Here is a 12,053-nt window from a genome sequence, read left to right as displayed (position 1 = left end):
TCTATGAAGCCTACATCATCATGAACTCTAAGCTCCATCCACTTCAACCAAACCTTCTTATCAACCTTCTCAGCCAAATACCTTCCATTCTCATCTCTCAAGAAGTAGTTTACACCAAAAACCTTTGGTTTAACTTTGAGCTTCTCAGCAAACTTGAAGTGCAATTCGGTAAACTTACCCACAGATATGGAAATGAAATCCAGTATGGCGTAGGGGTTAAACTCCCTTTCACCAGCCTTACCGAGAACAGCAGTAGTCCTCTCAGACTCCAAAGCTGCACCCTTAGTTACAATTCCATGCTCCCAACTTAACCCCTCCTCCACGGGAACCCATGTATCTGAATCTCTACCACCAAAAATCATTCCACCAACTGGGACACCATCGGGATCCTCTATCCTTGGATCAAGATTCTTAAGATACTTTATGTGCGTTGTAAATCTAGCATTGGAATGTGATGGTGGAATTGGATTACCACGCTCATCAACCTTACCAGGCCACCATACACCAGCATAATTTAACCCAGCCATAGGTGAACCAATCTTACCATTCCACCAAACTTCGCCATTACCCATCAACAAGATATTGGAGAATATGACTTCAGAATCTGGAGATGTGAGTATCTCATATATTTCAGGATCATCTTTCGGATTAATACCATCAATTATCCCAAACATTCCAACTTCAGGATTTATGGCTCTAGGAATTCCATTAACCTCCCTTATAATGGCTAAATCATCACCCACAACTGTATCAGCCATCAATGCAGTGGAAGTTTTACCACAACCAGCGGGAAATGCTCCAGTAAAGTAGGTTATCCTATCCCCTGGCCCCTTAACGCCGGCGATGAACATGTGTTCGGAAAGCCAACCCTCCAAATACCCCCTATAAACAGTCAATCTTAAGGCAAGCTTCTTTAAACCCACAGTATTACCTGCATACTGGGTATTTGTGCTATAAACGGTGTCATCAGCAAGGTCTATGTAAATCCTCCTCTTATCCAAATTCTTACTCCAACCATACTCATTCCTCTCACCAGCAGAATGTAGGAAACGCATATACCTTATATCAGACCCCCTCTCAACAAAATCATCATAACCAATCCTATACAATATGTTCTCACTATGCATAACGTAAGCTGAATCAGTAACTTGAACAGCATAAAGTGATAATGGAGAATTCTTTGGACCTAAACGGAAGAATCCCACAAAAGCCTCCTTACCTACCATAATCCCCTTCAAAACATTCTTAATCTCATTCAAACCATCAATCCTCCCCTTGGTATTCAGTAATGGAATTCCACTAGCCCCCTCCACAAGAATCCTAGTATTCTCCCTATCCCTAGCAAGATCCTTAATTCCATCAAAATGTATGGTTTGCAGTGGATACTTAGTTGGAATTTCTTCACCACGCTCAAGGGATACACGTCTAATATATTCAATATCATCTTGAGAACCAATATTCACATATATGGAGGATGGTTGGCAAACCAAAATTATATCAGCAATCCACCTATGAAGTTCAGGATCCTTAATCTTCATAAGCCTATCAAAATGTTCAGGCTTCATCTTTGAACGTAAAACTGACTCCACATCATAATCTTCGCCCAAAAGCCTTTCACGTCTACTCATGTTTGAAAATATAACATGATAAGATAAAAGCTTAACGAAACATATACAAAAATCTTTGAGTAATCATTTTTCAGCCACAAAAATTTTCGCCCTCAAATCTCCATGCAACGTATACCTTTCATGGACAATACTGAAATTGGCGTTCAATAGAGCTTTACGCATAACCCCCTCCTTCAAAGTTATAACCACAAGCCTACCACCACTATTCATACACTTATAAGCTTCAGATGCAAACATGAAATACAATTTCCTAATACCAATTCTAGGCTCCATCCTAATACCATATGGCGGATTAGTCACAATCCTATCAACATTACTAATATAATTGGATAGCTTAGTGCAATCCCCCTTAGAAAGATTTATGAGACTGAGAACACCGGCAGCTTCAGCATTAGCCTTAGCCCCCTCAAGGAAGCGCTCATTGATATCGAACCCATAAAGTTTAAGTTTAGAACCCATATACAATGCAGCTTCAATAAGTATAGTTCCACCACCAACCATTGGATCAACAAAAACATTACCTTCCAATGGATTTGAAAGTCTAACCATACCATAAGCAATAGTAGGTCTTAAAGCTGCAGGATGATCAAAAACTCTATAGTGACGTTTATGGAGAGACTCCCTACTAATGGAAATACATACAACACATTTATCATGAATAACATCAACAATAACCTCCACATCGAAATTCTCCAAATCAACCCTATTCCTATACTTATCCACTATAGCTTGACCAGCAACCCTCTGAACATCTATGGAAGTATACTCATGAACCCCCATCCTCTCACTAGTAACCCTAAAACTGGCAGTTTTAGGTAAAAACTCACTCAAATCCAATGAGTAAACGCCATCATAAATCTCCTTCAAACCATCCTTAGAACTGGAAACTGTAAATGCTGAAATATATCTCCTAACATGATGAATGGATTTCATATTTAGAAGATCATTAATATTCGAACTCTGCATATCCACCAAAACCCTACCTTGAATGTTAAATGGTTTCAAAACAACATTAACAAAACCAAACTTCTCTTTCAACTCAAGCTCCACAATATCCTCCAAACCTGGCGGACAAGTCAACATAAACCACATCAAAATCCCATCCCATAAGAATATGAAACAAACTTTTAGGAGAATATGTTTAAAGATGGAGACACTTCATTAAAAGGGAAGCATCAATTACTATCACGATCTCCCCTCACATACCTAGTTATTGACCCCTCGGCATTCTAGGCAACTTTTGAATTAAAGCCTCAAGCTCTTCAAAAACTCTTCTTTGCTCCATCTCATTAACCCTTCTTTCAATGGAATCCCTTATTTCTTCACTCAAGTCAACAATCCCCCTAGCAATCCCATTTCCCTTTTCAAATAATCGGGTATACGGATAAACATAATAGCCATCATAATACGGTAATGAATCACATCAATATAAACATGACACTACAAACTTACATAATCGGTGGAGCAAAATTTAAATCAAGTATGTCACACATTATTCTTCAACGATCTTTTCCGATCTCTCCTTAACCTTCTTAATCTTCTTTGAGACTTCGCTTGGTAAGGCTACATCTTCAACTCTCTCACCAGCTCTACCAATAATTTTAAGTCCAACATTCGGCTCAATACTTATTTCATGGAGGTATAATGAGTGCTGTGTCTGCCTCATCTTCTCTATTATAACATACCTCTTTAGCTGACCTCCACGTATGAATCGCCTAAACCTTATGATCCCATCAGCCACATGCTCTAAACCCCAACCAAAAGCCTCAGACGTAGTTATAGCGTATTGTGAAGTTGCGAAGATCGTGAAATCCCACTTATACAAAACCTTCTTAACATAATATGAGTACTTCCTAGCCATTGCAGGTTTATCAAGCCAGAAGGCACTCATGGAGTCAATGACAAGTCTAGCTCTACCATAACCCAGAGACTTCTTAGCTTCCAAAACCTTATTCACCATATCATCAACTGTGAGGGAATTTAAACTCCACTGATCCTCCCTACCCATCAATGCATCAATTATTATCAGCTTCCCCCCATCAACATACTTGGAGAATTTAAATCCAAACTGCTCAGCCTGTCTAATGATAGACTCCCTAGACTCCTCAGTTGTAACGTAAATGCATTTATCACCATCCAAAACGCCACGATTAATGAAATGTATGCAGAGAATTGTTTTACCAGTCCCAGGTTCACCAGTAACTGCAACGAAAAACCCTCTAGGAATTCCACCCTCCAAAATTTCATCCAACCCATCAATACCAGTAGATAACCTTTCAATCATCAAAATAACCATAAACAACTATACACATAAAACTTCCCCTAAATGAGGTTTATGTGAAAGGAATTGATGCAATACGATGATCCAGCAATGCGGTGAATGCATTTGTAAAGTGGGTACTTTTATTTATACCCAGAATATAGTGGTATACATGATACTAACTAGGGAAGAGGAAGCTATGCTTAATGGTGAATTGGGGGAAGGCGTGCGTAGAGCTATGGAGATAATAGTGGCTTTGGGGAAGATTTATAATGCGGAGGAGTTGGTTAAAGTTGAAAGCGCACATATTTCTGGTGTAAGTTACAAGAATTTAGGGGATGAGGGACTTGAATTCCTAGAGGAGTTCGCAAGCATGGGAGTTAAAACTATGGTTGAAGCAACATTAAATCCAGCTGGAATGGATATGGAGTTATGGGAGGAACTCGGATTTAGCAGGGAATTTGCGGAGAAGCAGATTAGGATAGTTAAAGCATATGAAAAGATGGGCGTGAAAACCACATGTACATGTACACCATACCTAGTGGGGAATAAACCGAAATTTGGACAACATGTAGCATGGGGGGAATCATCAGCAATAATATATGCAAATTCGATTCTAGGCGCAAGAACCAACAGGGAAAGTGGAATTTCAGCATTAGCCTCAGCAATAACTGGTAGAACTGCAAAATACGGGTTACATCTAGATGAAAATAGACTTGCAGACTATGTTATAAAAGTTAAATGCAATGTGAAGGGGATCTCAGATTTTGGAGCACTAGGATACCTAATTGGGAAAATGGTTGGAAATAAAGTTCCATACATTACTGGTATAGAAACTGCAGATTTAGATGAACTCAAATCACTTGGAGCATCGATGGCTGCAAGTGGAGCTGTAGGGTTATTCCACATGGAAAACGTAACCCCAGAAGCAAAAATTAAAAGGGTTGTTAAGGATGGCGCTGAAGAAATTGAAATTGAAGATTTAAGGGAAGCCTATGAAACCTTAAACCATGATGTTAGGGAGATAGATGTGGTTAGCATTGGATGCCCACATGCCTCAATAGATGAAATAGGGAAGGTAGCAAATATGATTAAAGGTAGGAAGATTAAATCGCAATTATGGATAACAACATCAAGAAAAGTGTATGATGAAGCTAAAAGAAGGGGATTGCTGGATATAATAAATGAAGCTGGAGGAAAGGTTATAAGGGATACATGCATGGTTGTCGCCCCAATAGAGGAATTGGGATTCAAAACATTAGCCACAAACAGTGCAAAAATGGCCACATTAGCACCACTACACTCAAAAGTGAAAGTTAGATTTGGAAGCTTAGAAGACTGCATTAAAGCAGCAATAAGTGGTGTTTGGAATGATAATTAAGGGGAGAGTTATAAAGGAGGGGGAAGCAGAGGGGGAAGCACTAGTATCAATGGAGCCAATAGCATTTCTGGGAGGCATAGACCCAAAGACGGGGATAGTGATAGAAAGGGGACATCCACTTGAAGGGAAATCCATAAAGGGGAAGATACTAGTATTCCCACATGGAAAGGGGTCCACCGTTGGAACATACATAATTTATAGAATGAAGAAACTAAACACAGCGCCAGCAGCAATAATAAATGAGTACTGTGAACCAATAGTGGCTGTAGGTGCAATAATAGCAAACATACCATGCGTAGACATGGTGGATATAAGTAAGATGAAAAGTGGAGATTTTGTTAGAGTGAAGGGGGACACTATATACGTGAATGAATAAAAAAATGGGGGTTATTTAACTCTTAGATTTAACTACCTCTTCAAGATTCTTCAACATCTCATATATGTCTTTGAACTCTATGTACCCCATGTTACCAATTCTGAAAGTCTTACCCCTAACCTTACCATAACCACGAGCCAACTCAAACCCCCTAGCCCTCATAGCCTCATAAACTTCATCTCCACTCATACCCTTAGGAGCATTAATGCAACTGACTGTTGGACTTTCAAACCCCTTCCTCGGGAATAACGTTAAACCAATCTTCTCAACACCCTCACGTATAATCCTATTCCTCTCCCTATAAAGCTCAAAATACTTATACTTACCACCCCACTCATCCCTTATCATCCTAAGAATCCTCCTCAAACCAAGCATTTGAGGTATTGGTGGAGTTGTTGGTACATTGAATTCCTCATTATACTTCTTATATAATATGAAGTCGAAGTACCAACCCTTATTACGCATATTAGCAGATTTCTTCAAAGCCTCTGCACTAACACTGGCAACGGCTAATCCAGGGGGGATGCCGAAACACTTCTGTGAACTCGTAAAGCATACATCTATACCCCACTTATCAACCTTAATATCCACACCACCCATGGAGCTTACAGCATCAACAAACAACAACTTACCATGAGACTTAACTACACTGGCAAGCTTCTCCAATGGATTAATCAACCCAACACTAGTCTCATTATGGGTTATAGCTACAGCTTCAACATCTGGATTCCTCCTCAAGTAATCATCCAATACATCGGGCATGGTTGGCTCTCCAAGCTGAGTCTCTAAAACCACAACCTCCTTACCATTGGCTCTAGCAACCTCAACATACCTCTCACCAAAACTCCCATTAACACATATGAGCATCTTCCTCTCCACACAATTCCTAACGGAAGCCTCCATAAAACCAGTTCCAGAACTTGGGAAGAAGAAGATCTCACCCTCAGTTTCGAGAAACTCTTTAAGTAGGAATGTTAAGTCTTTATGCAAGTCGATGTAATCCTTACTCCTATGACTAAACATCTGCCTACCCATCTCCTCCAAAACTTGAGGATAACATGCCACAGGCCCAACTGTAAACAACTTCAATTGCAAATGAATCACCATTAAAAGATACATTGAATAGGAGTATATAACAGTTAATGTTCCCATGTAAAGAACAATAAATGTTAAATTTACAATCAACAAAACAACTCTATAGGAGGGTTGGATATGGTGATTGGTGTAGAGAAGAAGATAGTTTACTTCAACGAGCCTGGACCTCAAAACACCGATGAAACATTGAGATTGGCAAAGGAACGTGCAGATGAACTTGGAATAAAAACAATAGTTGTAGCCAGTAGTACTGGTGAAACTGGCGTGAAGGCTTCAGAAATATTTAAGGGGTACAATCTAATAGTGGTTAGCCACGTGGCATGGTTTAAAGGCCCAAATGTAGAGGAATTCTTAAGTGAGAATAGGGAGAAGATATTGAGGAATGGTGGCAAAATAGTGACAGCAACCCATGCATTTGGGGGTATAGGTAGAGCTATTAGGAGGAAGTTTAACACCATGCAGATCGATGAAGTAATAGCAAATGTACTCAGACTTTTCGGGCAGGGAATGAAGGTTGCATGTGAAATAGCCTGCATGGCTGTAGATTCAGGATACGTTAAACCAGGTGAAGAAATAATAAGCATTGCAGGTACAGGTAGAGGTGCAGATACAGCAATAGTCATAAAAGCTGCAAACACACATGACTTCTTCGAAACAAAAATATTGGAGATAATATGTAAACCATTGAAAACATAGTGAAGGGTTTTTATCACCCCCTATATTTTTAATACACGCTTAATATTTTCACCCAATATAAGCCGCTTAAATGAATCATCCAAGCCAGTAAGCTCAATAGTCCTCAATTCCAATTTCACATGTCCAAAGGGCATTTGAGAACTGAAAACAAGCCTACTTGGATCCATAGTTTCAGGTAAACGTTTAAGGAAGTAGTCAACACCCATATGTCCACCCCTCAAAGGGTAAGTTTCAAGGAAGAGGTTTTTAAGATTCTGCGCCATTGGAGACCTAGTGGATAGTATTGCAGCTAAAGATGATTGACCAGTAATGAACTTCACATTCTGATTCATGTATGATAAGAAGACCACACCCTCCTGTGAATAAAACTGCGATTGAGAACTCTTAATGTATAATGGGACATCAAGCTCCCCAGCCAATGATATCACAGATTTAACAATTGGAGAAGTTATCGAGAAAGATTCATTTTGAGGATCAATGTATATGGCTTTGAAACCCCACTCCACAATAGCTCTCCTAGCCTTATCAATTTCTGAAACTCCAAACCATGGGTTTAAACGGTAAACTCCAATCAACCTATCATACTTCCTAGTAGCCTCATAAACATACTTATTCCCAGAATCATAGTATGGTCCAGGTGGAGGGGCAACTACCACCGCCATATCAACACCATTCTCATCCATAACCTTCAATAAATCTTCAGCTAGGAACTTCCCCCTCCTAAAGTATATGCTTTCACCAATGAATACATGTGCATCTATAACCACCATCATAACCCCCTCCTCTTCCTAATATCATCTAAAATTCGCTTAATATTCAATCCAAGAATGAGTTCACGATCCCTATCAGATATATCTGCAAGTTTAATCTTCAAAGTTTCAAGTTCAATACACCCTTGAGGGAAATCAGAAGCATACAAAACCTTCTCAGGGCCAGCGAGATCCACAGCCTTCTCAATAGCCTCTAAACTATGACATAAAGCTGTATCCACAAAAACATTATCAAACCATCTAGCCACAAGTATAGCATCCATATAGAAGGATTTACCCAAATGGCCCAAGATGATTGGAACTTCTGGGAAGTGCTCAGCCAAATACCCAACACTAGTGGGATGGGAATAATCGGCTTCACCAGTATGTAGCAATAGTAGGCCACCATACTCTCTAAGCTTCTCCATTATTGGGAATATTAATATGCGATTATCTGGGGAAACAGCCTCATTCCTCAAATGAATCTTTATACCCCAAAAACCATTCTTCAAAGCCCACTCAGCCTCTTCAATAGCCCTCCCCCTAAGATGGGGGTTAACCCTTGCAACGCAATAAAACCTATCAGGATACTTCCTCTGAACATCAAGTAGGAAGAGATTTGCCTCCCTATAACTCCTATCAGCAGATATTGAAGAGTATGGTGGTGTCGTCACCATGGCATCCATACCAATCGAATCCATAAGCTTAATTCTCTCCTCAGGAGTTACTGGAGGTAGATCTTTACCTGGAGGACCAAAATGTGTATGGGCATCAATATAAACCACAATTAAACACCCCTCAAAGCCTTAAATGCCTTATCTTCAGAAACACTTGTCTTCTCGAGATTGAATGTCTTAAAAGCATCAACAAATTTGCAAAGCCAATCCACAAGTAAATCCATGAGCCTCCTACCCAAATCCAAATTAACCTTAGAGAAATCCCTCACATCTGGAATTACGCTTGGAAGAGCTTCAGTCATGGAACCCGTATCAGAAACATCTGAAGTGTTTAAAGCCAACCTCACCAATCCACCCATAAATCTAGCTGAACTTAAACTCTCAAGCTTAATTTCATCATGAACTTGCTTAGTTGAGGAGAGTATTGCATTCTCAAGATGAACAGATTCAGGTCTTAAGGCAAGCATTAAAGCCGTTTCAGCATATCCAGCATGGGTCTGTGCAGGCTGACCTTCAACAGTTAAACCCATACCTGCAAGGACATCCCACCACTGGCAAACAACACAAATCATATTAAATTTAGTTCTAGCCTCCCTACAAGCTTCAAGCAAAGCATTTAAATTACCACCATGCCCATTAATGAAAAGAACTTTCGAAACACCATGCCTATGCAGAGACTCCAAAACATCCATAATAACAGACTTAAAGGTATTAAAGGATAATGTTATGGTTCCAGGGAAATCCATATGATGCACAGCAACACCATAAGGTAAAACTGGCAACACTGGTATACCCTTAATCTCACCAACACGTTTAGCAAGCTCCCATGCAATAATCCAATCAGTACCCAAACCCAAATGTAAACCATGTTGCTCAGTGGAACCCACTGGAACTATAACCATACTGGAGGAGGGTAGCTTCCTACCAGCCTCCACCCAACTCATATTCGAAAGTTCGAAAGACAACTTAGATCTCACCATTAAATATTGATATAACGATTGAGTATTTAACAATACCCATACAAAAACAGAATGACTTAAATTTAGATACAAGCAAACTAAACAATGAGCAGATATGAAGAATATAAATCAAATCCTAAAAGAAGAGTACTCAATACAGGAATTAATGGAGTTTGTCACCAGATTAAGCCAATACCATAGGATACAAGGTAGTGATGGGATTGAAGAAGCTGGAGAATACATAAAGGAAACTTTGATGGGGAGAAGTGGATGGAATGTGGAATTGAAGAAGTATAGTTATAGCGTTCAACATGGATCCTTCGATCCAGTGGTCGGCTGGAGCGTTAAAGGGGGAGAACTAAGACTAGTAAAGCCAAGGGAAGAATTACTACACACATACAAGAATTCAAGAACACACATTGCAGCCCACAGTCCAGGAGGAGTTGTTGAAGGGGAAGTGGTGCATGTTGGGAATGGAACATCCATTGAAAACTATGAGAAGATGAATGTAAGTGGAAAGATTGTACTCGCATATGGCTATGGAAACATAGTTTACAAGAATGCCTTAATGAAGGGAGCTATGGGAGTTCTAATATATAGGAGGAGTGGAACAGAAGATTCAGTTCCATACATGGGATTATTCCTAACACCAGAAGAAGCAAAGGAAGCAAAAATACCTGCAGTAACAGTATCCAGAAGCACAGCCAACAAACTAATACAACTAATTGAGAGGGGGGAGAAACCCATAGTTAGAATAAGTGTTGATGCAAAATATAGAGTTGAAGCATCAATACCAGTAGTCACAATGAAAATTGGAAATTTGGAAAGCGAAATCCATTTAACAGCACACTACTGCCACCCAGCTGGAACAGTGAACGATAATGTCAGTGGATCAGCAGCATTAATGGAGCTAGCTCTAAGCTTCACAAGACTCATAGAAAAGAAGATTTTGGAAGAGCCAGACAAACATGCAATAAGATTCATATGGATACCAGAATACGCAGGTTCACTGGCATACATGTTAAATGAAAAGCCGAAAGCAGTTTTCAACATAAACTTAGATATGATTGGAGAAAGGCAAGAATTAACAGGATCAACAATAAACTTCGTAAAATCACCACCAAAAATCTACCACCCATACGAAGCCATAACATACTACACATTCAAAAGAAACCTATCACTAAGTGAAGAGATAGGGTCACCTAGAAGCGCACTATCATATAGATTCGACCTAACACCATACCAATCCGGAAGCGACCACGACGTATACATCCAACTATGGATACCAGCAATAATGATACTACAATGGCCTGACAAATACTACCACAGCGACCAAGATACAATAGACAAATTCGACCCTACACTGGCGAAAATAATAGCCGTAGCAGCAGGGGAATCAGCATACAAAATATCTAGGAAGGAATTTGAAGAAGAAGTTAAAATGTATGCAAAAACATACTTCCACGAATACATTGCAAACGAACTACAATACACAAACATGGAAAACTTGAATGAAAGATATAGATACCTAATAAACGTTATAGGTGAAAAGACACTACAAGTAACTGAAGACGAGTACATAAAGGCATTAATGGAGAAAGCTGAAAAACAAGAATACGTTGAAGAAGGGGAGAAGTACATATACAGGGGACCCATAGGAAACCTATCGGAAAGAGCCATATACAGAGCTATTGGATGGAAGAAGTACATTGAAATGGAGAAGACTGCTGAGAAAACACCAATAATGTCCAGAATAATAGGCGTAATGATACCATTATACATGAGGAAACCCATGAGCATAAATGAACTTCAAAGAACAATACTAATGGAATTTGGAGTTAAAGTTGAAAGGGAAGTACTAGAGAAGGCTGTGGAAATACTAATTGAAGCAAAAATCCTAGAAAAAGTATAGGGTTAAATTTGGAATAAATCATAATTTTATTTTAAAATTTTTGAAGCAATGGATTCTTCAACATATACTCCAAGTATCCTACCGAAATACAGTGTATGATAATTCCCAGATGGATAAATGCTCTCCTCAATAGACTTCTCCAAACTACCAGGAGTAACATCAACTTTAAATGAAACCTTACATTCATAGTGAATTGGGCATTGAGCTATATATGGCACTGAAACCTTATAGCTGGGCATAGCTGTAAGGCCAAGTTCCTTAAACTTATCATGATCCCTACCAGAATAAGTTCCACAATACTCCAAAACCTTATCCATACC

General features: G+C 39.4%; 12 protein-coding genes. 4 read left to right on the top strand and 8 right to left on the bottom strand.

Annotated elements, in window-relative coordinates; all coding sequences use genetic code 11:
• The 3 genes from MRT15_RS06475 to MRT15_RS06465 all read right to left on the bottom strand — a co-directional run.
• Positions 1-1,565, bottom strand: a 1,565-nt coding sequence (locus MRT15_RS06475; RefSeq protein ID WP_369684955.1) for a phosphoenolpyruvate carboxykinase (GTP), incomplete at its 3' end; no start/stop codon positions are given.
• 126 nt (positions 1,566-1,691) lie between these two features.
• On the bottom strand, positions 1,692-2,711 hold the full coding sequence (locus MRT15_RS06470; RefSeq protein WP_304329028.1) for a THUMP domain-containing protein: 1,020 nt from the start codon (positions 2,709-2,711) through the stop codon (positions 1,692-1,694).
• A 409-nt stretch (positions 2,712-3,120) separates the two neighbouring features.
• Complete coding sequence (locus MRT15_RS06465) at positions 3,121-3,912, bottom strand: KaiC domain-containing protein (protein ID WP_304329027.1); 792 nt, start codon at positions 3,910-3,912, stop codon at positions 3,121-3,123.
• A gap of 148 nt (positions 3,913-4,060) precedes the next feature.
• Between MRT15_RS06465 and MRT15_RS06460 the strand changes: the two genes are divergently transcribed.
• Both MRT15_RS06460 and MRT15_RS06455 read left to right on the top strand, forming a co-directional pair.
• Positions 4,061-5,269, top strand: a complete 1,209-nt coding sequence (locus MRT15_RS06460) for an aconitase X catalytic domain-containing protein (RefSeq protein ID WP_304329025.1) — start codon at positions 4,061-4,063, stop codon at positions 5,267-5,269.
• Positions 5,259-5,645, top strand: a complete 387-nt coding sequence (locus MRT15_RS06455) for a DUF126 domain-containing protein (RefSeq protein WP_304329023.1) — start codon at positions 5,259-5,261, stop codon at positions 5,643-5,645. Before MRT15_RS06460 ends, MRT15_RS06455 begins: the two co-directional genes overlap by 11 nt.
• Before the next feature lie 15 nt (positions 5,646-5,660).
• On the opposite strand, the gene MRT15_RS06450 is transcribed toward MRT15_RS06455, so the two are convergent.
• Positions 5,661-6,764, bottom strand: coding sequence for an alanine--glyoxylate aminotransferase family protein (locus tag MRT15_RS06450; protein WP_369684954.1), 1,104 nt, complete (start codon positions 6,762-6,764; stop codon positions 5,661-5,663).
• A 93-nt stretch (positions 6,765-6,857) separates the two neighbouring features.
• Here MRT15_RS06450 and MRT15_RS06445 point away from each other — a divergent pair, with 93 nt between their 5' ends.
• Positions 6,858-7,436 (top strand): pyruvate kinase alpha/beta domain-containing protein, encoded by a 579-nt coding sequence (locus MRT15_RS06445; RefSeq protein ID WP_304329019.1) that lies wholly within the window; start codon positions 6,858-6,860, stop codon positions 7,434-7,436.
• A gap of 20 nt (positions 7,437-7,456) precedes the next feature.
• Here MRT15_RS06445 and MRT15_RS06440 read toward each other — a convergent pair whose 3' ends face one another.
• The 3 genes from MRT15_RS06440 to MRT15_RS06430 are packed head-to-tail and all read right to left on the bottom strand — an operon-like array spanning position 7,457 to position 9,827.
• The gene (locus tag MRT15_RS06440) at positions 7,457-8,209 is read right to left on the bottom strand and encodes an amidohydrolase family protein (RefSeq protein WP_304329017.1); all 753 of its coding nucleotides are present in this window, start codon (positions 8,207-8,209) and stop codon (positions 7,457-7,459) included.
• Positions 8,206-8,970, bottom strand: a complete 765-nt coding sequence (locus MRT15_RS06435) for an amidohydrolase family protein (RefSeq protein WP_304329016.1) — start codon at positions 8,968-8,970, stop codon at positions 8,206-8,208. The genes MRT15_RS06440 and MRT15_RS06435 overlap by 4 nt, the downstream gene beginning before the upstream one ends.
• A gap of 2 nt (positions 8,971-8,972) precedes the next feature.
• Entirely contained in the window at positions 8,973-9,827 is an 855-nt protein-coding gene (locus MRT15_RS06430; protein WP_304329014.1) for a creatininase family protein, read from the bottom strand.
• Positions 9,828-9,936: 109 nt separating this feature from the next.
• On the opposite strand from MRT15_RS06430, the gene MRT15_RS06425 reads away from it, so the two are divergent.
• Positions 9,937-11,733 carry a M28 family metallopeptidase gene (locus MRT15_RS06425; RefSeq protein ID WP_304329012.1) on the top strand — a complete coding sequence of 599 codons (1,797 nt, stop codon included), beginning with the start codon at positions 9,937-9,939 and terminating at the stop codon, positions 11,731-11,733.
• Positions 11,734-11,759: 26 nt separating this feature from the next.
• Here MRT15_RS06425 and MRT15_RS06420 read toward each other — a convergent pair.
• A partial coding sequence (locus tag MRT15_RS06420; RefSeq protein ID WP_304329010.1) for a flavin reductase family protein occupies positions 11,760-12,053 on the bottom strand: 294 nt, incomplete at its 5' end.

The sequence above is a fragment of the Candidatus Culexarchaeum yellowstonense genome (genome assembly GCF_024707025.1).
GTDB lineage: Archaea > Thermoproteota > Methanomethylicia > Culexarchaeales > Culexarchaeaceae > Culexarchaeum.
Note: the sequence above shows the minus strand (reverse complement) of the source record. Positions and strands in the feature narration are given on the sequence as shown.

Bases quoted from the DNA above. Each gene is read 5' to 3' on its own strand.
- MRT15_RS06470 (WP_304329028.1), bottom strand. From the start codon at position 2,711: ATGTTGACTTGTCCGCCAGGTTTGGAGGATATTGTGGAGCTTGAGTTG.
- MRT15_RS06465 (WP_304329027.1), bottom strand. From the start codon at position 3,912: ATGATTGAAAGGTTATCTACTGGTATTGATGGGTTGGATGAAATTTTG.
- MRT15_RS06460 (WP_304329025.1), top strand. From the start codon at position 4,061: ATGATACTAACTAGGGAAGAGGAAGCTATGCTTAATGGTGAATTGGGG.
- MRT15_RS06455 (WP_304329023.1), top strand. From the start codon at position 5,259: ATGATAATTAAGGGGAGAGTTATAAAGGAGGGGGAAGCAGAGGGGGAA.
- MRT15_RS06450 (WP_369684954.1), bottom strand. From the start codon at position 6,764: ATGTATCTTTTAATGGTGATTCATTTGCAATTGAAGTTGTTTACAGTT.
- MRT15_RS06445 (WP_304329019.1), top strand. From the start codon at position 6,858: ATGGTGATTGGTGTAGAGAAGAAGATAGTTTACTTCAACGAGCCTGGA.
- MRT15_RS06440 (WP_304329017.1), bottom strand. From the start codon at position 8,209: ATGATGGTGGTTATAGATGCACATGTATTCATTGGTGAAAGCATATAC.
- MRT15_RS06425 (WP_304329012.1), top strand. From the start codon at position 9,937: ATGAAGAATATAAATCAAATCCTAAAAGAAGAGTACTCAATACAGGAA.